Source organism: Paenisporosarcina indica, assembly GCF_001939075.1.
GTDB classification, from domain to species: Bacteria; Bacillota; Bacilli; order Bacillales_A; family Planococcaceae; genus Paenisporosarcina; species Paenisporosarcina indica.
Genome location: NZ_MPTA01000006.1, coordinates 205435 through 225249, shown reverse-complemented (window position 1 = coordinate 225249; position 19815 = coordinate 205435). Strand labels below are relative to the sequence as shown.

General features: G+C 39.3%; 18 protein-coding genes. 11 read left to right on the top strand and 7 right to left on the bottom strand.

Features of this window, described 5'->3' with window-relative positions; genetic code table 11:
* Positions 1-29 precede the first annotated feature (29 nt).
* From GY23_RS14510 to GY23_RS17865, 5 genes are all read left to right on the top strand, one after another.
* A complete protein-coding gene (locus GY23_RS14510; RefSeq protein WP_075619932.1) occupies positions 30-1574 on the top strand; it encodes a carbon-nitrogen hydrolase family protein in 1545 nt (514 codons plus the stop codon).
* 93 nt (positions 1575-1667) lie between these two features.
* Positions 1668-3401 (top strand): phospho-sugar mutase, encoded by a 1734-nt coding sequence (locus tag GY23_RS14505; protein ID WP_075619931.1) that lies wholly within the window; start codon positions 1668-1670, stop codon positions 3399-3401.
* Between the two features lie 275 nt (positions 3402-3676).
* Entirely contained in the window at positions 3677-4792 is a 1116-nt protein-coding gene (locus tag GY23_RS14500) for a GAF domain-containing sensor histidine kinase (protein WP_075619930.1), read from the top strand.
* Between the two features lie 12 nt (positions 4793-4804).
* Positions 4805-5455, top strand: coding sequence for a response regulator (locus tag GY23_RS14495; RefSeq protein ID WP_075619929.1), 651 nt, complete (start codon positions 4805-4807; stop codon positions 5453-5455).
* A 28-nt stretch (positions 5456-5483) separates the two neighbouring features.
* On the top strand, positions 5484-5636 hold the full coding sequence (locus GY23_RS17865) for a hypothetical protein (protein ID WP_211270687.1): 153 nt from the start codon (positions 5484-5486) through the stop codon (positions 5634-5636).
* Positions 5637-5786: 150 nt separating this feature from the next.
* Here the strand turns inward: GY23_RS17865 and rsgA are convergent, their stop codons facing one another.
* A complete protein-coding gene (gene rsgA / locus GY23_RS14490) occupies positions 5787-6869 on the bottom strand; it encodes a ribosome small subunit-dependent GTPase A (protein ID WP_075619928.1) in 1083 nt (360 codons plus the stop codon).
* Between the two features lie 356 nt (positions 6870-7225).
* Between rsgA and GY23_RS18345 the strand changes: the two genes are divergently transcribed.
* Positions 7226-7381, top strand: a complete 156-nt coding sequence (locus GY23_RS18345) for a hypothetical protein (protein ID WP_161487615.1) — start codon at positions 7226-7228, stop codon at positions 7379-7381.
* 34 nt (positions 7382-7415) lie between these two features.
* On the opposite strand, the gene GY23_RS14485 is transcribed toward GY23_RS18345, so the two are convergent.
* Together GY23_RS14485 and GY23_RS14480 are read right to left on the bottom strand one after the other, a co-directional pair.
* Positions 7416-8309, bottom strand: a complete 894-nt coding sequence (locus tag GY23_RS14485; RefSeq protein WP_075619927.1) for a cation diffusion facilitator family transporter — start codon at positions 8307-8309, stop codon at positions 7416-7418.
* Between the two features lie 66 nt (positions 8310-8375).
* Entirely contained in the window at positions 8376-9719 is a 1344-nt protein-coding gene (locus GY23_RS14480) for a hemolysin family protein (RefSeq protein ID WP_211270688.1), read from the bottom strand.
* A gap of 353 nt (positions 9720-10072) precedes the next feature.
* Between GY23_RS14480 and kynU the strand changes: the two genes are divergently transcribed.
* Both kynU and kynB read left to right on the top strand, forming a co-directional pair.
* Positions 10073-11344 carry a kynureninase gene (kynU, locus tag GY23_RS14475; RefSeq protein WP_075619926.1) on the top strand — a complete coding sequence of 424 codons (1272 nt, stop codon included), beginning with the start codon at positions 10073-10075 and terminating at the stop codon, positions 11342-11344.
* A complete protein-coding gene (kynB, locus tag GY23_RS14470) occupies positions 11345-11965 on the top strand; it encodes an arylformamidase (protein WP_075619925.1) in 621 nt (206 codons plus the stop codon). It abuts the gene before it with no gap.
* Between the two features lie 729 nt (positions 11966-12694).
* Here the strand turns inward: kynB and GY23_RS14465 are convergent.
* Both GY23_RS14465 and GY23_RS14460 read right to left on the bottom strand, forming a co-directional pair.
* Entirely contained in the window at positions 12695-14095 is a 1401-nt protein-coding gene (locus GY23_RS14465) for a cryptochrome/photolyase family protein (protein ID WP_075619924.1), read from the bottom strand.
* A 121-nt stretch (positions 14096-14216) separates the two neighbouring features.
* On the bottom strand, positions 14217-14705 hold the full coding sequence (locus GY23_RS14460) for a universal stress protein (protein WP_075619923.1): 489 nt from the start codon (positions 14703-14705) through the stop codon (positions 14217-14219).
* A 665-nt stretch (positions 14706-15370) separates the two neighbouring features.
* On the opposite strand from GY23_RS14460, the gene GY23_RS14455 reads away from it, so the two are divergent.
* On the top strand, positions 15371-17113 hold the full coding sequence (locus tag GY23_RS14455; protein ID WP_075619922.1) for an ABC transporter ATP-binding protein: 1743 nt from the start codon (positions 15371-15373) through the stop codon (positions 17111-17113).
* Positions 17110-18864: an ABC transporter ATP-binding protein gene (locus tag GY23_RS14450; protein ID WP_075619921.1), complete on the top strand. Its 1755-nt coding sequence runs from the start codon at positions 17110-17112 to the stop codon at positions 18862-18864. Before GY23_RS14455 ends, GY23_RS14450 begins: the two co-directional genes overlap by 4 nt.
* Before the next feature lie 52 nt (positions 18865-18916).
* Here the strand turns inward: GY23_RS14450 and GY23_RS18950 are convergent, their stop codons facing one another.
* Complete coding sequence (locus GY23_RS18950) at positions 18917-19042, bottom strand: hypothetical protein (protein ID WP_281251505.1); 126 nt, start codon at positions 19040-19042, stop codon at positions 18917-18919.
* Between the two features lie 46 nt (positions 19043-19088).
* Entirely contained in the window at positions 19089-19295 is a 207-nt protein-coding gene (locus tag GY23_RS14445) for a YheE family protein (protein WP_075619920.1), read from the bottom strand.
* Between the two features lie 71 nt (positions 19296-19366).
* Between GY23_RS14445 and GY23_RS14440 the strand changes: the two genes are divergently transcribed.
* Entirely contained in the window at positions 19367-19756 is a 390-nt protein-coding gene (locus GY23_RS14440) for a ferritin-like domain-containing protein (protein ID WP_075619919.1), read from the top strand.
* Positions 19757-19815 lie beyond the last annotated feature (59 nt).

Genomic DNA, 19815 nt, shown 5'->3' with positions numbered 1-19815 from the left:
GCTTTTGTGAAGGAGAAGATGAAAAGAGTATGTCAGAACAATTCGATTTATCCCAATTTGAAGTAAGTATGGTTATAAGACAAACTACTTTAGATGATATAGAACCGATTCTAGCAATGCAGAGACTATGTTTTCCAGGAATGGATCCATGGAAAGTGGATCAATTACGTAGTCATTTAAGTATTTTCCCTGAGGGGCAGATGGTAGCCGAGCTCGATGGCAGTATCATCGGCTCTTGTTCAAGTTTAATCATCAACTTTGATGAATATGATGATCGTCATTCATGGTCAGATGTGACGGATGCTGGTTACATTACCAATCATAATCCAGATGGCTATAATTTGTATGGAATCGAAGTAATGGTACATCCAGAATATCGACGTATGAAAGTGGGTCAACGTTTATACGAAGCAAGAAAAGAAATTGCACGTCAGTTAAATTTAAAATCCATCATTATTGGTGGACGTATTCCAAATTTCCACAAACATTCAGACGAAATGTTACCCCGTGAATATGTAGATGCCGTATCTAGACATAAAATTTATGATCCAGTGTTAACATTCCAAATCATGAATGGCTTTACGCTAATGCGTATTAACCCAAACTATTTACCAGATGATAAAGCATCTGTCAAATATGCAACTTTGATGGAATGGAACAATGTTGACTATAAACCAATGTCCAAGCGTCATTTCAAGACAAGTTACCCAGTTCGTATTTGCGTCGTCCAATACATGATGCGCGCAATCGAATCGTTTGATGATTTGGCCAACCAATGTGAATATTTTGTTGATGTCGCTTCGGATGCACATTCGGATTTTGTTGTGTTCCCGGAAATTTTCACCACACAGCTAATGTCATTCCTAAATGAACCATCTCCAAGTCGTGCTATTCGAAGGTTAACGGAATTTACACCTCAGTACATTGAACTCTTTACGGACTTAGCAGTGCGATATAACGTAAATATTATTGGTGGTTCACATTTCGTAAAAGAAGATAATGATGAAATATATAACATTGCGTATTTATTCCGCCGCGATGGTTCGATTGAGAAGCAATATAAAATTCATATCACTCCAAATGAACGTAAATGGTGGGGGATTAGTGCGGGGGATTCAGTCCGCGTATTTGATACAGATTGCGGAAAAATTGCCATTCAAATTTGCTACGATATTGAGTTTCCAGAGCTTGGACGTATCGCTACAGATATGGGAGCGAATATTATTTTCACTCCATTCTGTACGGAAGATCGTCAAGGCTATCTCCGAGTAAAATACTGTGCACAAGCACGTGCAATTGAAAATCAGATATATACCGTTATTTCAGGAACCGTGGGGAACTTGCCACAAACTGAAAATATGGATATTCAATATGCACAGTCAGGTATCTATGCACCGTCTGACTTTGAGTTTGCACGTGATGGAATTGTTGGTGAGACGAGTCCAAACTTAGAAATGGTTCTAATAAGCGATGTGGATTTGGAAATTTTACGACGCCAACGACAAGATGGAACAGTGAAACACTTAAAAGACCGTCGTCATGATGTCTATCAAATAGATTATAAAAAAGGATGAAACAATATGCCGTTTCTATAATGAAGAAATCGAGTTGCTTTCAACGCTCTTCATTGCAGAGGCGGCATTGCCGTTTCAAATGGAGGAACATATATGGATTATCAACAAGCTGTAAACAAGTGGTTGGCTTTTGAAACACTTGAGCCTGAATTGAAAGAACAGCTTTCTGAAATGGCTCAAGATGAAAAGCTTTTAGAAGATGCTTTTTATAAAGACTTGGAATTTGGAACGGGTGGCATGCGTGGTGAAATTGGTGCAGGCACGAACCGAATGAATACATATACTGTTCGAAAAGCTTCTCAAGGAGTTGCGGATTACATAAAAGCGGCTGGTCCTCAAGCCATGAATAGAGGAATAGTCATTGCGTATGACAGTCGTAGAAAATCACCTGAATTTACACAAGAAGCTGCAAGCACTTTTGCGAGGAATGGTATTCAAGCTTATGTATATGAAGCACCACGTACAACTCCTCAACTATCATTTAGTGTTAGAGAGCTAGATGCATTCATGGGAATTGTCGTTACTGCTAGCCACAACCCTCCAGAATATAATGGATATAAAGTATACGGTGAAGATGGTGCCCAGCTTAATTTAGAAGCTGCAGAAGCGGTGATTGCGTATGTTCAACAAGTTGGTGATGAACTAGCAGTAGAAGCGGGTAATTACAATGAACTCGTGCAATTAGGCATGATTCAAGTGGTGGGACGTGAATTAGATGAGGCATACCTAGAACTCGTTGAGTCCGTTCAGCATCATCCAAAACTTGCTGGAAAAGAAAATTTAAGCGTAGTCTTCTCTCCACTTCATGGTGCGTCGGGTTCTACCGTCCGTGAATTAATGACTAGAGCCGGCTATACTAATTTTTCTTATGTGGAAGAACAAATGGAACCGAACGGTGAATTTCCAACACTGAAGTCACCAAATCCAGAAGAAACCGGTGCATTTGAACTTGCGATGAAACAAGGAAAAGAAACAGCAGCAGATCTTTTGATAACGGCTGATCCAGATGGAGACCGAGTCGGAGTGGCAGTTAAACAAGGTGACGAATATGTCTTGTTAACTGGGAACCAAACAGGTGCGATATTAATTGAATATTTATTAATACAACTAAAAGAAAAAGGAAATATGCCTGCTAATGGTCGTGTTATTAAAACGATTGTAACATCTGATCTAGGTCGGATAATTGCCGAGTACCACGGAGCATCTACGGAAGACGTCTTAACGGGGTTTAAATTTATTGGTGAAAAAATCAAACAATATAATGAAACAAATGAATATCAATTCCTGTTTGGATATGAAGAAAGCTACGGGTATTTGATTAAGTCATTTGCACGTGATAAAGATGCAATCCAAACAGTTTTAGCAGTTACAGAAGCTGCTGCTTATTATAAATTGCAAGGGAAAACGTTACTAGATGTATTACATGACTTATTTGAACGCCATGGATATTATTTCGAAGGGTTAGTTTCTGTTACCAAAAAAGGGGCAGACGGAGCTCGTTCGATTAAAGCACTGATGAATAATATAAGACAACAACCGTTGTCCGAGATTGCGGGAATTGCCATTTCCTCACAAGAAGATTATTTGGCACAATCACGTACATTTATTGATGGGCGGAAAGATGAGAAACTAATCTTACCTCAAGCAGACGTGTTGAAATACTTATTAGCAGATGGTTCGTGGGTATGTGTGCGTCCAAGCGGAACAGAACCGAAGATTAAGTACTACATTGCTGTAATGGGCCTGACTAAAGAAGAGAGCATGACGAAACTTGAGGACATTAAAACCCAATTCACATCCGCAATGGATATGCGTTTTGAAGCTTAATTCCAAGCCCTTATTAGTGAAGCTTACTAATAGGGGCTTGTTTCTTTCCACCATTCAATACAAAGGAGTATGAGTGCGAAGTGTAGAAGCAGGTAGTAACACATGCTGTATTTCAACAACTTGACTTAAGTGTGAAACGGGTCAACAAAAATTGAGCAAGAAGGGAGAAGTATAAATAAGCTTTTCAGTCAAAAGTATGAACCAATCTTCATGCGAATGCATGAAAACGAATGGTATGATAAAAGGTAATATTAGTATGTGACGGAGGCGACTGCATGCAAACAAATGAACATTCAAACATCGGCTTATTAAAAGAAATAGCAGAATTGTTGAATGAAGAAACTGAAATGACGACAATGCTGCAGGGAGCTTTACGAAAGTTTTTGGCCGGCACACAATTCGAAACAGGGTGGATTTTCTTTATTAGTTCTAAAGGGAAGCACCAATTAATTGTACATGAGAATCTTCCGGAAGCTTTAGAACACGACAGGTGCCGTCATCTTAAAAAAGGTGGTTGTTGGTGTGTTTCTAAATATCGCAATGGAGAACTGAAAAAAGCTACGAATATGATTGAGTGCCAAAGAATTGAAAGTGCCATTAATGCTCAAGTTGGGGACCATGGGGGCATTACGCATCACGCCACAGTTCCGCTACAATCGGGAAAAGAGAATTTTGGGTTATTGAATGTAGCATCTCCCAATACGGTTGCATTTACAAAAGACGAGTTGGCACTGCTTGAATCCGTGGCCTTCCAAATGGGTTCCGCTATTAAACGAATTTTGTTAACAAAACAGGAACAGGAAATGGCACTTGTTCAGGAACGGAATCGGTTAGCACGGGATTTGCATGACTCTGTGAACCAGTTATTATTCTCAGTAACATTGACCGCTAGAGGCGGGAGTGAAATGGCTGAACAAGCAGAAGTGAAGGAAACTTTTCGGGAGATACAACATTTAACTCAAGAAGCACTAAATGAAATGCGTGCACTTATTTGGCAGCTGCGTCCAAAAGGATTGGAAAGTGGCTTAATTGAAGGCATTAAAGGCTATTCCGAAATGCTCGGCTTAACATTAAACGTGAATGTCTCAGGTGTCATCAATTTGCCTTCACGAACAGAAGAAACACTTTTTCGTATCGTACAAGAGGGTTTAAATAACATACGTAAGCATGCAGGCGTTCAAACTGGAGAATTATTTATTACGGTAACATCGAGTGATGTGTTGCTTGTCTTGAAAGATGAAGGATGTGGATTCCAAATCGAATCACATGTTAGTTTACCCTCAATTGGTTTGCAAAGCATGCGAGATCGAGCACGCACTGCTGGAGGATCTGTGGATTGGTCAAGTGAGATTGGAAAAGGCACAGAAATATTAATCCGTTTGCCATACTAAGGAGGAATTTGCATGATTAAAGTGCTAATTGCGGATGATCATCATGTCGTCCGACGCGGCTTACTGTTTTTCTTGAAGACTCAAAAAGATATTCATGTTGTCGGAGAAGCGACGAATGGGAGAGAGGCTGTTGAATTGACTTCAACCCTGAGACCCGATATTGTGTTAATGGATTTAGTTATGCCTGAAATGGATGGCATTCAAGCCACTAAACGCATTAAAGAAAAATTCCCACAAACAGAAGTGTTGATGCTCACGAGTTTTTCAGATCAGGATCATGTCATTCCAGCGATTGAAGCGGGGGCATCGGGTTATCAATTAAAAGATATTGAACCCGATGATTTAGTGGAGTCCATTCGTAAACTCATGCGTGGAGAAAACACAATACATCCTCAAGCGACTTCACAATTGATGAAGATTCGCGAGCCACAAGTTGATCCGCCACATAAGCTATATCCATTAACGCCTAGAGAGCAAGATGTTTTATATGAGCTTACAAAAGGGAAAAGTAATAGAGAAATTGCTTCATCTTTATTTGTCACCGAGAAAACGGTTAAAACACATATATCCAATATTTTTTCAAAATTACACGTTCAAGATCGTACGCAAGCTGCTCTTTATGCTGTGAAGCACGGGTTAACTGAACCAAGCGGAAGATCATGAGTAGTTTAGTTAAAAAGAGAGAAGAGCAGTGAAAGTATTCGTTATTAGTGGAAATCGACCAAAACATGGACGCTCTGCACTTGCAGCCAGATTTATTGAACCTACATTTGGTTTCCATACAAGTGTGAAGGAAATTCCCATGTACATGGCGAAGAAGAACAAGCAACAGATCCGGTTGTAAAATCATTGCGTCAATAAAGAAGAGCTCCTTGTTACAGATTTTTTAGAGCAATTGATGTATCCAAACCATCTGGAAAGAGTTTGTTTATTTCTTCCAACATAGAGCCCCATTTCCTAAGGGAATTGGGGCTCTACTAGTTGATTTTCACTTTTATTTCTTTTTCGCGGGACGCTTGCGTGCGTCTTTCGTAATTTGTTTCCACTTTCCAAGCTCTGCTTTTCGCGCCACAGCATCGGCTTTACGTTCAATATAAGCAAGCTCACGTTTTAATTTTTCATAACTTGCATAACGCTCACGAGTTAATGTACCGTTATCTAGAGCTTCTTGAACAGCACATCCTGGCTGACCATTATGTTGACAATCGTTGAAACGACAGGTATTCGCCAATTGTTCCACATCATTAAATCCGGTGTCTAGACTTTCATTGTTATCCCACATTTGGAATTCACGCATGCCTGGTGTGTCGATGAGTAATCCACCACCGGGCATTCGGAAAAGCTCACGATGAGTCGTTGTATGGCGACCTTTGTCATCATCTTCTCGAATCTCTTTTACGGCCATTACTTCTTCTCCACAAAGTGCATTAGTTAGTGAGGATTTACCAACTCCAGAAGAACCTAGTAAAGCGGCAGTCTTACCTTCGCTCAACATTTCCTGCAGCTCAACAATACCTTCTCCAGTCACACTACTCACCATATGAATTGGCACACCAAAAGCAACGGCTGCTGCTTGTTCTACATAGGTTTGCGGATTGCCACAAAGATCTTTTTTTGTTAATACAATAACCGGATTTGCACCCGAATCCCATGCTGCGATCAAATAGCGTTCGAGTCGACGAACGTTAAAATCCAAGTTTAGCGACATGACTAGAAAGACGATTTCAACGTTAACTGCGACAATTTGCTCAATCGTAGTCAAGCCAGCTGCTTTTCGAGAAAAGATTGATGTTCTAGGCAAGATGGTATGAATGATTCCTTTTTCTTCACCTTGCATTTTTTCGATTGCCACCCAGTCACCAACGGCAGGGTAGTCACGGCGTTCACGAGCTTGATGTTTGAAACTTCCTGAAAGTGAAGCTAACCATTCACCATCATTAGTTACAACACGGTACATATGTTTATGCTCAAGCAAAACACGTCCATAGACGCTAGCTTGTAATTTTTCATTTGTGGATTGATCTTGCCATTTTGATTCCCAAGATTCATTCCAACCGTAATTTTCAACTTTTTTCAATTTGTATTCCTCCTGATTTGTGTATAATAAAAAACCGTGTCTGCGAATAGGCAGCCACGGTTAAATACACATCAAAAGAAACGGTCACTTTTTAGAAAGCACACGTGTGATGAGATACCTGGATCATGCCAATTCGCATTTTTACACTCTCATATAAAGTTGCCATAATACCTCACCTGCTTTCTATTTATTAAATTAACCATACCAAAAGCATATTCAGTTAGTCAACCTTTAATATGAGAAAATTGTCCCTATTCTAAAATTAATTCAATTATTTGTTTATAAATGAATTGACAAAGGGTATTAGTCTTGTTAAGAACGGTTAACAAAAAACTTAATAGGATGGAGGAATAACAATGACAACGAAATCAATTGCTGGACAAAAATGGTGGAAAATTGGTGCGGCAGCATTCCTATCAGTAGGGTTGTTGGCTGCATGTGGTGACGACACTGAAGATGATGTAGATAATGATGTAGAGCAAGAGCTTGAAGAAGAAGATGCCGAAGAATGATAAGCTAGAAAAAAACCGCCCATATGGCGGTTTTTTATTGTTCCAATATAGTTGAATGCTCACGAAGGTGGGGTTCGATGTGGACATGTACCATACAAAATGGTTTGACAATGTGGATTTTTCTTTCTATTTCTTCGGTTATTCGATGGCTTTCTACAACATTTAATATAGGATTCACGGTCACGGTTAAATCTACGAACATTAGATTACCGTGCATGCGACCTTTAAAATCTTCCAAATGTATGACACCTTGTACTTTTCTGACCAGTACAGATAAAGTTTCCATTTCATCTTCATTAAAACCGTCAGTTAGTGTTAATACCGCTTCTTTAAATATATCCAAGGCAGTTTTCATGATTAGGAGACCCACCAGTATAGCAGTAATAGTATCAAGTATGGGTACTCCATAAATTGCAGCCAATATCCCAACAGTTGTCCCAATACTTACCAGGGCATCCGATCGATTGTCATATGCAGCAGCTCGTACAGCTGAACTGTTAATGCGATTCGCTAATCTCAAATTGTATTGATAAACTACGTACATGACAATTGCACTCCCGCCTGCTACTACAGCAGTCAGAATGGACGGAGTTTCATGAACTGGATGGAACAAATTACGTCCTGCATTCATTAATACTTGCAAACCTACAGCCGCCATAATAAATGATGCGACAAGGGATGCAACTGTTTCCGCACGCAGATGGCCATAATGGTGGTTTTCATCCGGTGGTTTTTGGGAAATTCGCAAGCCAATTAACACGGCAATTGAAGCTGCAATATCGGTTGTATTATTAAGTCCATCTGCTTTTAGAGCTTCCGATGTACCTAAATACCCAACCGTCAGCTTTACTGCACTTAATACTAAATATGTACAGATACTAATCCATGCACCTTTTTCCCCTTCACGTAATTGTGTGTACAGTTCCAAATTTTTTCCCTCCTGCAAAACTTTCGACCATGAGAAAACGACTCTCATTAGGAGAGTCGTTTCTTCTTATGATTCCGCTAGTTGGTTTCCTAACTCAGCTACTTCATCTTCAGTTAATTTAATTACTTCCAGATACAGTATGTGATGACCTTCCATATCTTTAATCGTAAATTCGTATCCTTGTTCAATTATTTTTTCGCCTTTGATGAGCTCGAAATGCTTTGTCATAAACCATCCACCAATGGTATCGATATCTTCTTCATCAATATTAATCGCCAGAATGTCATTAACGTTTTCGATTAATATTTTTGCATCGAGGATATAATGGTCATCGGCTAATTTTTGAACATCCGGTATTTCATCATTATCATACTCGTCTCTTATATCCCCGACGATTTCTTCAAGAATATCTTCTATTGTCACAAGTCCGGATGTACCACCATATTCATCCATTAAGACTGCCATATGAATACGTTCACGTTGGATTTTTAGTAACAATTCACCAATAGGAATCGTCTCAATGACACGAATAATAGGTTGCATATAGTCTATTACCGGTCGATCTATATTTGATGCTTCTTTAATATAAGCAGTTAATAAGTTCTTCATGTTTACTAGTCCTATAACATGGTCTTTATCACCATCGGTTATGGGATAGCGTGTATATTGTTCCACATTTACTTGATCGAACACTTCACGAAGTGTTGTATCTTTATCAATGGCACTCATCTCTGTTCGTGGTGCCATAATTTCTTTGGCAATCCGATCGTCGAATTCAAAAATACTGTTTACATATTTATACTCTGACTGATTTATTTCACCGCTTTTTAAACTATCAGATAAAATCATTCGAAGTTCTTCTTCCGAATGGGCCACTTCTGACTCGGATACGGCTTTCAATCCAAAAACACGAACAGCTAAGAAACGAGCAGAACCATTCATACCTCTGATGATTGGATACATAAGTCGATCAAATATAATTAGTGGTTTTGCGACAGCTAATGTAATCTCCTCAGCTCTTTGTATAGCAAATGTCTTCGGTGTTAGTTCTCCCACCACTACATGAACATAAGTCACAAGTGCAAATGCAATGATAAATGAAAGGATTGAAGAAACATTCTCCGGAAGAACAAAATACTCAAATGCTGGGTGTAAAATCCGTTCAATTGTTGGTTCACCTAGCCACCCTAATCCTAATGCAGTAATAGTAATACCCAGCTGACACGCAGACAAAAATTCATCCAAGTTTGATAGGACTTTTTTTGCTGGTATCGCACGTTTATTTCCTTCCGCTATTAATTGATCAATGCGGGTTGTTCTCACTTTTACAATGGCAAACTCACTTGCTACGAAGAATGCTGTAAAAGCGATTAAGACAGCAAATGCTGTCAATCGTATGGCTATGTCCAAAGAATTCCTTTGTTCCAAACCCGAATGAGGGGGAGAACAAAGTGTACACCTCCTGTTTTCTTAAAAATAGTTAATACATATAATAATAAAAGATTTTTAAGCAAATAACAAATAATAATTTTCAACTTCCTTGGTACATCACAGGTAATTCCATATTTGGTTTCCATAGACTACTAAATTTATAAGGAAGTAATTTACAGATGAAAGGAAAAACCACAACCTGTTGAACAAATAGAGTCAAGTTTTTTATACTATTGTGATAATTTCATTTAATCTGTTAGTATTTTACTAATTATCACTGCAGTTTTGGGTGCATTAAGCTTTGCCAAATATGACTAAAAGGGGATAGTACATTGGATACGACAAAACAATTTGCAACAGATATGGATTCGCATGACAAGATGCGTAAATATAAAGTTGAATTTTATTTGTCTGAAAATCAGCTATATATGGACGGGAATTCGCTAGGCCTAATGTCAAAGCGTTCAGAAGCAACTCTGCATAAACTTATTTCAAGTTGGCGTGATAAAGGAATCGATGGATGGACTGAAGGGGAAGAACCTTGGTTTATGTATCCCGAACTATTGAGTGAGCGTGTTGCGAAATTGGTTGGTGCGAACGGTACCGAAGTGATGGTGACAGGATCGATAACGGTCAACATTCATCAAATGCTCTCGACATTGTTTCATCCAACTGTTGAACGATCCGTCATAGTTGTGGACGAATTGAATTTCCCATCGGATATTTATGCAGTCGAAAGTCATTTAAGATTACGTGGTCTCAATCCGGCTGTTTCTTTGCGAAAAGTGAAAAGTAACGATGGCTATACACTTACGTTGCATGCGATTGAAGAAATGTTAACGGAGGATGTAGCAATTTTATTGTTGCCTTCCGTCCTTTACCGTAGCGGGCAATTATTAGATTTAGGTCGAATAACTGAAATGGCACATTCAAAAGGAATCATTGTTGGATTTGATTTAGCGCATTCGGTTGGAGCCGTTCCACATCAGTTACATACAGACAACGTAGATTTTGCGATTTGGTGTCATTATAAGTATATGAATAGTGGTCCTGGTGGAACGGGTGGCTTATATATTCATGAGCGTCACCACCATGAATTGCCTGGACTTGCTGGCTGGTTTGGTTCTAATAAGACCAAACAGTTTGATATGTCCCATGATTTTTCAAAAGCGGACGGAGCGGGTGCTTATCAAATTGGTACACCAAACCTACTCAGTACTGCCCCACTAAGTGGAAGTGTTGAATTATTTGAAGAAGTAGGGATGGAAGCCATACGTTCAAAATCACTTGCTTTGACCAAGTATTTACGAGACTTAGTGCACGCGGAATTGGGTACATATGGGTTTGTTGATGTTACCCCAACGGCTGATGAGGCACGTGGTGGTCATATTGCTTTAGCTCATCCAGAGGCAGCCCGGATCTGTAAAGCTTTAAAAGAGGCGAATGTCATACCTGACTTCCGAACACCTGATATTATTCGACTAGCACCAATCAGTTTCTACTCCAGCTTTGTAGATGTATGGGAAATGGTTCAACGGTTAAAGAAAATCATGGATGAAGATACATTTAAAACATTTTCAAATGAACGTAATGTGGTGGCGTAAATGAAAATCCATGACATTTCAATGATGCTAAATCAAGACGTAGCTGAGTGGCCGGGTGATACAGCCTTTCAATTTCAAGTTAATTGGACGAAAGAACAAAGTGGATCTGTGAATGTTGGACAAATTACTACGAGTACGCACATAGGAACTCATATTGATGCACCGTTCCATTATGATGACCAAGGTGAAAAAGTACATGAACTTCCATTAGAAAATTATATTGTAAGTGCTATTGTGATTGATGTGAGTGGAAATGACGTAATTTCTCGAGAAACTTTGCAAAACGTAATGGTTGGGGAAGCAAAAGCAGTGCTATTCCATACAAGTGCCTGGCAGCAACGTGACGTATTCCCAGAAGAAATTCCAACGTTTGCTGTCGATGTAGTGGAATGGATGGTTGAAAACGAAATTGTGTTATTTGGAGTGGACTTACCTTCTGTAGATGCGATCACAAGTAAGGAATTACCGATTCATCACACATTAGGAAAGTCAGGTCGATACATTTTAGAAGGACTTGTTTTGGATGGAATAAAGGAAGGTTTATACGAATTAATAGCACTTCCTTTAAAAATTGAAGGAGCGGACGGCAGCCCAGTCCGTGCAGTGTTAATTGAAAAGTAGTGAATGAGACCTTGGACAGGAGCCAAGGTCTTTCTTCAAAAGACAAGAAAGCTTAAAATTCGAGACGACTAGAACCCAGTATTCATAGCACTTCCTATCCTAAATCGAGCACGTAAAAGTCCACCATTATCGACTGGAATAAGTAGTATTCCTTTGAATAACGCTCCGGCGTTTTGTGGATGCCTCCCGCGAGAAGCCAGGCAGAAAGTCACTGCCAATCTTCTCGCTCCGGCTACCACTTGAAAGGCGCCTACGCTGGTTATGCCTAGGCATATTGGAACTGTTTAATTCAGTACAGAATCTCTTTATTTGTATGTGCTAATTTACGTTTCCATCTATAAATGCGAGTGGATAATGAGACTTCCTTTAAAATAGCATGATAAGGAAATACTAACGTGACTTATTAACGGAGAATATTATAAATAAAGAAAGCAGTGGGATGTCGAAATTTCATTTTCGACCGATTGACCCGTTAAAGGAAGGCATCGATTCTTTCGTTATCAAAATAGAAATCACTGTTCACATGGAAGAAACAAGGGAGCGACGGACGTACACCCGCCGCAGGATGGTCTGGAAGAAAAGCGTATGGGCGACATGACGAAGTCATTCGCCCATACGCTTTTTAATCACTAGACCATGGTGCAGCAGGAAGGCGTCCACAGCAACCTACAATCCTTCATGATTCAGTGAACCTCTTTTAAAGGGTCGGACGTACTTGCCCGGTTTTTCTTATTTTTTAATCTTTTCATAGGCCAGTAACGCACGTGCGCGACCTGCTTTATGGGGAACTATAGGGCGTGGATACGTTTCACCTAAGACAACTCCAGCTTTTTCTAATGCATCACTAGAGGCTTGATCAGGTTCCATAATGTCCTGATTTGATAGACCCCGAAGCTCTGGAACCCACTTGCGAATATAAACAGCTTCACTATCGAATTTCTTGCTTTGTAAGTACGGATTGAAGATCCGAAAATAGGGAGAAGCGTCGGCACCACTTCCAGAGGTCCATTGCCAGCCGAAAGTGTTGTTGGCGAAATCCGCATCAATGGCTTTGTTCCAAAACCAAGACATTCCTTTTGTGAAATCAATCAATAAGTGTTTGGTTAAATAACTGGCCACGTTCATTCGAACCCGGTTATGCATATAACCTGTCGACAACAATTCACGCATCCCTGCATCAATTAATGGAACACCAGTTTGTCCAAGACACCACTGTTCATAATGTTCCTCGTTATTTAACCAAGGGAATTTAGAAAACTTAGGATTCAGTGGTTTCGAGACAGTATGAGGAAAGTGAATCAACATTTGATAAGCAAACTCACGCCAGATTAATTGCCGAATAAACGCTTCACTCACATCCGGTTGTGTTTTTAAAGTGTAGTGATAAACACTCCGAACCGATAGAGAACCAATCGCTAGGTAAGGGGAAATTCGGGAGGTTCCTGAAATGGCAGGAAAATCACGCGTGATTTTATAGGCAGCCACATCCTCATCGATAAAAGTTTGGATGCGTTCAATGGCAGCATCTTCCCCGGGTGTCCAAATTTCATCCATGCCATGTGTCCAAGGGATAGATGGAACCAATTGTAATGAAGTGATATCGGTTGAAATGCTTTTTATATTCAAATCGCATCCTACAAACAGTGCTTCTCTAATTCTTGGTACAGTTGGAGGGATGGATTTAGTACGGAACTGTTTATAAAATGGAGAGAAAACTTGATAAGGTTCACCATTTCCTTTCACCGATTCCGACGGGGGAAGGAGCATGGTTCCTTCAAATATTCGTACAATCAATCCTTCTCCTACTAATTGTAAGGCAAACTCTTCATCTCGAATGCGTTGTTGGGGATGATGGGATTGGTTGAAGTAAACGGCAGTGATTGCCAATTCTTCTTGAAGTGCTCTGACCGTTTCGGGTAATGGTAGGCGTGAAACAAATAGTTCACCACCAATTTCACGAAATGAAGATTGTAGAGTTTCTAGATTGCGATGAGTCCAATATTTAAAGGCATCGCCTAAATTTTCTTCTAAAACATAAACTGGCAAGATTTTACCATCAAGTACAGCTTGAGATAGGGCAGGGTGGTCATGAAGGCGTAAATCATTTCGTAACAGTACCGCAATTTCCATATCATCACGACTCCTTGTGCGTAATACGAGATTCCTCACTTTTAACTTCTCTATTTCAACCAACAAATATACGTAAGATTAAAAATGCACCCCTATTGAGATAGGAGTGCATTCATCAAGATTATTTAACAACTACCACCGAGCATGGTGATTCTTTGACTAATTTTTCACTAACAGATCCAACGAAAAATTTTTGGAAACCTGATTTTCCGCTGTTTCCAACGAGTATTGCATCGGCATGTTGCTCTGCAGCTAATTCGCATAATGCTTGGACTGGGTGTCCTTCTATTGCGATGATTTGTCCTTCAATATGATGTTTATCAAACTGCATTTGTATAAACTCGGTCATTTGAGTTGCATATTCCCTTGCTAATTGCCTAGGTGAGTTAAGATCAGGATCAACGGATGGAGCAGTTGTCATATCAGCTATAACAGATGTTGCAATTAAAGGTTCACCTGTATAGGCAGGGTCTCCACCAATCACATCCTCATTCACATAAGCCACGACTAATTTGGTATCAAATTGAAGTTTCATCAAGTCAACAGCCCTGTCTAATGCTGCTCGACTGCCTTCCGAACCATCATATCCAACAATGATATTATTAAACATTAGGTGAAATCTCCTCTCTAAGTTAAAAATGTATACGAATTAATAAGAATCCATAACACTGCAAAGAAAATAACTAAATATGCTGTGTATTTGATTGATGTTGCTCCGAGTAATATGCTGCCAATTTATTCTTTATGTCGCACTTCGAAATTCCTTTTTTCTTACATGCTTAATCGCTCCTCAAATTGGATGATTACTTAGTTTTCAAATACCCTTTGGAAAATTAAATAAACGCAATTATTAATTGAATACTAATTTTATTCGAAATGTATTGACAATGGAAAAATTAACATGATAATCTAATAAGGTAAATAAAACTATGAGAAAAGGAGGTACGTGTCATGATTATCCTATTTGAAATTGCGAATAATTCCATAGTTCATCCGTACCTGCCAGTTCATTCTCTTTGACTTAACACACAAAAAGGCACAGGTATGGATACCTGTACTTTTTTTCATGTGCACACGCATCTGGAAACAGTGCGTGTGCTTTTTTGTGTTTATCACTTACCAAATTATGGTTGTTTCAGTATTTACTGTCACATATAAAAACATTGAAAAGGAGTGCTGGCTATGAACTTTCAGCAACAGAAACAAATTCTAATCAAGGAATCTCTAGAAGGTGGCTAGTGTAAGCTCAACCTTTAAGGAAAGAAGGAAATTGACATGTTCTCGGTATTATTTAAATTAAAATGGTTTTTCGCGGAAAACTGGAAACGATACACCCTTGCAATCTCGTTGCTAATGGTTACGAACGTACTAGAAGTGATTCCACCATGGCTACTTGGGGAATCCATTGATGCAATTTATCAACAAACCCTAACTTCAAAATTACTCTATACTTTTATCCTTTCATTGATCGCAGTGATGGTTGTGAATTATTTGAGTAACTTTGTTTGGCAATATCAACTATTTGGTGGAGCGTATGTGATTGAAAAACAATTACGTAGCCGATTAATGAAACAATTTTTACGTATGACGCCGTCGTTTTATGAAAAAAACCGTACGGGGGACTTAATGGCTCGTGCCACTAATGATTTAAAAGCAGTATCAACTACAGCTGGATTCGGAATTTTAACGTTAATTGACTCATCGCTCTACATGCTGACAATTTTAGTGACAATGGGGATTCTGGTTAGTTGGAAATTAACAATTGCTGCGCTATTGCCACTACCGATTTTGGCGATTGTCATGCAGATTCTCGGCAAGCGTATTCATGAGAAGTATATGAAAGCACAAGACGCATTTGGTGATATGAATGATAGTGTCCTAGAGGCAGTTGCAGGCGTACGTGTTATACGAGCGTACGTGCAAGAAAGGGCATCAGAGAGACAATTTGATGACATGACAGAAGATGTTTTCGCGAAAAATATGGAAGTCGAAAAAATCGATGCTTTGTTTAATCCGATTACAAAAGTTCTAACGGGTATTAGTTATATGATTGGCTTAGGATACGGAGCCTATTTGGTGTCAAAAGGTCAAATGACACTCGGTGATTTAGTGGCATTTAACGTTTATCTGGGAATGATTATTTGGCCAATGTTTGCAATTGGAGAATTGATTAACGTCATGCAACGGGGAAGTGCTTCGCTGGATCGTGTACAAGAAACCTTGGATTACGAAGAAGATGTAAAAGATTCCCCAAATCCTGTTGCGGTCTCACAACCAGGTCGAATTCGTTTCAATAACATAAAATTCCAATACCCACAATCTTCATCTGTGAATTTAAGCAATATTAATTTACACTTAGAGCAAGGACAGACGCTTGGGATTGTTGGGAAAACAGGTAGTGGGAAAACCACGCTAATTAAACAGTTGCTCAGAGAATACCCAATAGGCGAAGGGACACTTTCGTTCTCAGATATTCCGATTGAAAATCAAACAAAAGATCAAGTTAGAAATTGGATTGGCTATGTCCCACAAGATCACGTGTTATTCTCACGTACAATAAAAGAAAATATCTTATTTGGTCATCCGAAAGGAACAGATAGGGATATTGAAACGGCCATTCGTTTATCCTATTTCCAAAAAGATTTAGAACTGTTACCTCAAGGATTAGAAACACTCGTTGGAGAAAAAGGAGTCGCCTTATCAGGGGGACAAAAACAACGTATTTCTATTGCACGTGCACTGATTAAAAATCCAGAAATATTAATACTGGATGATTCCTTGTCTGCAGTTGATGCGAAAACGGAAGCCCGTATCATTGAAAATATACAACAAGAAAGAAGCGGAAAAACAACGATTATTACGACTCATCGACTATCCGCCATTCAACATGCTGATTGGATAATTGTACTGGACGATGGAGTAATGATTGAGAAAGGTACACATGAAGAATTGCTTGCAAAAGAGGGCTGGTACAAAGAACAGTTCGACCGCCAGCAAATCGAGGAGGTGACTTCATGAGTACAGGAAAAAGATTATGGCTTTACGCTCTTCATTATAAAAAATTATTAATACTTGGTATGGCACTTCTAACCGTAGCTGTTGCAGCGGATTTAGCAGGTCCACTAATTGCTAAGAAAATCATTGATGAACATATTGCAGGAGCAAGTAATGGCATTGAATTTGAACCGATTATCACATTACTCGGCGTGTTTTTTGCACTTACTGTCGTAGCTGCCATATTCCGATATGGTGAATATTTACTCTTACAAAGAGCGGCAAATCGTGTCATTCAAAAAATGCGAAATGATGTGTATCAACACATTCAAACATTGCCGATCCGCTACTTTGATAATCTGCCTGCAGGTAAAGTGGTCGCTCGCATAACGAATGATACAGAAGCGATTCGGGAATTGTACGTTACGGTATTATCACAGTTTGCAACTAGCGGGATGTACATTACTGGGATTTACGTCGCATTGTTCTTCCTTGATTGGAAAATGGCCGCAATTGCTTTATTCGTCTTACCCATTTTGTTTATTTGGATGATCTTATATCGCAAGTATGCATCAAAATATAATCACATTGTTCGAGCAAAAGTAAGTGATATGAATGCGATGATTAATGAATCGATTCAAGGAATGACTATCATTCAAGCATTCCGTCGAGAAAAACAAATGCAAGAAGAGTTTGAAGTCATGAACCGTGAGCATTACAAATTTCAAAATAAATTGCTGTATCTTGATGCAGGAACATCACACAATTTAGTTGGTGTGCTTCGTACGATTACCTTCGTATTATTTATCTGGTACTTTGGCGGTGCTTCATTAACAGCAACTACCGCAATTTCAGTGGGGGTATTGTATGCGTTTGTGGATTACATCACCCGATTGTTTAACCCTGTATCAGGAATCGTGAATCAGTTGGCCAAACTTGAGCAAGCGCTAGTCGCAGCAGAGCGTGTTTTCCGTTTACTTGACCGAACAGGTGAAGATGTAAACGATGAAAAAATTGCTCGTTACCGAGGAAATGTTCGATTTGAAAAAGTTTGGTTTGCCTATAAAGAAGAAGAGTATGTACTGAAGGACATTTCATTTGAAGCGAGACAAGGGGAGACCGTGGCGCTTGTTGGTCATACGGGATCAGGAAAGAGTTCGATTATGAATTTACTGTTCCGATTCTATGACGTATCAAAAGGTGCTATAACGATAGACGGGATGAATATTCAAGATTTATCGCGACAAACAGTTCGTGACCATATGGGAATTGTGCTACAGGATCCATATCTATTTTCCGGAACCATTGAATCGAATGTAAGTTTAGGGGACGCTAGAATTTCTCGTGAAAAGGTGCAGGCTTCTTTAAATGCAGTTGGTGGGGCTAGGGTACTTAAACATTTACCAAAAGGCATTGATGAACCGGTAATCGAAAAAGGGAGCACACTGTCATCTGGTCAGCGTCAATTAATATCATTTGCACGTGCGTTAGCGTTTGATCCGGCAATTTTGATTTTAGATGAAGCCACTTCAAACATTGACACAGAAACGGAAGAAATCATTCAACATGCGATGGATGTATTGAAAAAAGGACGTACAACATTCATTATTGCACATCGACTTTCTACTATTAAAAATGCAGACCGCATTTTAGTGCTGGATCGTGGTGAAATTGTGGAACAGGGAACACATGATGAATTGGTGGCACTCGGTGGTCGTTATGAACAAATGTATCGCTTGCAATCTGGAGTACCTCTTACCCCTCATGTGGGGTAAAGGGTACTCCCTTTTTTTCTTATTAGTTATGTTAAGACTATTTAGTTGTTTATCATACATTTGCGCAAGCTGCAGGTTCCGCATGAGCCAACAAGAATGAAAAAACCATTCCTAACTTTTCAGACGTCACCACCGAAATGTCCGACTGAGGAGCTGCTTCAGCATCAATAACAAGCATTAAAATCAAAAAAGCGACAGAGTATGAGCTCAGTCGCATTTCTTAATCAATCATATACATGAAAAAGCATCAGTTCATGAATCATTTTCTTTACGATTTCTTCATCGGGTGGTGTAGTACCACTTGTCCACGTAATCGATCCGTCTGGTTGGTATTCACCGCCAAAGCGGGTTTGTTTATAGAAGAAAGAAAAAGTCCAGCCAGGTAATTGTTTATTTTCAAACATGGGTTTAAAGCTAAAATGTTGTAGCATGAAATCTGCTCCTCTCATAGGTGTAGGCACCCCCGCATACGCTAGAAAAAAGGTAAAAAAGGAGTGTCCTATTGTTTAATGAACAACTGAAACAAGCCATTGAAAATGAATATCGAGATTATTACTTCTATAAATCCATGCATACATTAACAGACGATCCATATTGGCAATCATTTATCACGCATATCATGGATGATGAGAAAAGTCATTATGAAATGTTTCAACAACTCTATTATATGCTGACTGGTCAATATGTACAAAATCCCGAAAAAGCGCCACCACCAACAGATCTAAAGCAAGCTGCCAAAGAGTCTCTAGTTGAAGAATTGGAAGCAAAAGAGTTTTACAAAGAATTGCTTTTGACTATTCCAATCCCCCAAGCTTACAATCCTGTGTTCATTGCGATGCATGATGAAATGGAACACGCAATCCGATTCTCAACAATGTATAACGCACTCTAATTAGAACGGTTCACATTTTTAACAAGCTGCTGTAGTCTGTTATAATTGAAGGTAGCTTG

Coding starts and splice junctions, on each gene's coding strand:
- GY23_RS14510 (WP_075619932.1), top strand. CDS start 30: ATGTCAGAACAATTCGATTTATCCCAATTTGAAGTAAGTATGGTTATA.
- GY23_RS14505 (WP_075619931.1), top strand. CDS start 1,668: ATGGATTATCAACAAGCTGTAAACAAGTGGTTGGCTTTTGAAACACTT.
- GY23_RS14500 (WP_075619930.1), top strand. CDS start 3,677: ATGCAAACAAATGAACATTCAAACATCGGCTTATTAAAAGAAATAGCA.
- GY23_RS14495 (WP_075619929.1), top strand. CDS start 4,805: ATGATTAAAGTGCTAATTGCGGATGATCATCATGTCGTCCGACGCGGC.
- GY23_RS18345 (WP_161487615.1), top strand. CDS start 7,226: ATGACAACGAAATCAATTGCTGGACAAAAATGGTGGAAAATTGGTGCG.
- kynB (WP_075619925.1), top strand. CDS start 11,345: ATGAAAATCCATGACATTTCAATGATGCTAAATCAAGACGTAGCTGAG.
- GY23_RS14465 (WP_075619924.1), bottom strand. CDS start 14,095: ATGGAAATTGCGGTACTGTTACGAAATGATTTACGCCTTCATGACCAC.
- GY23_RS14460 (WP_075619923.1), bottom strand. CDS start 14,705: ATGTTTAATAATATCATTGTTGGATATGATGGTTCGGAAGGCAGTCGA.
- GY23_RS14455 (WP_075619922.1), top strand. CDS start 15,371: ATGTTCTCGGTATTATTTAAATTAAAATGGTTTTTCGCGGAAAACTGG.
- GY23_RS14450 (WP_075619921.1), top strand. CDS start 17,110: ATGAGTACAGGAAAAAGATTATGGCTTTACGCTCTTCATTATAAAAAA.
- GY23_RS18950 (WP_281251505.1), bottom strand. CDS start 19,042: ATGCTTGTTATTGATGCTGAAGCAGCTCCTCAGTCGGACATTTCGGTG.
- GY23_RS14445 (WP_075619920.1), bottom strand. CDS start 19,295: ATGCTACAACATTTTAGCTTTAAACCCATGTTTGAAAATAAACAATTA.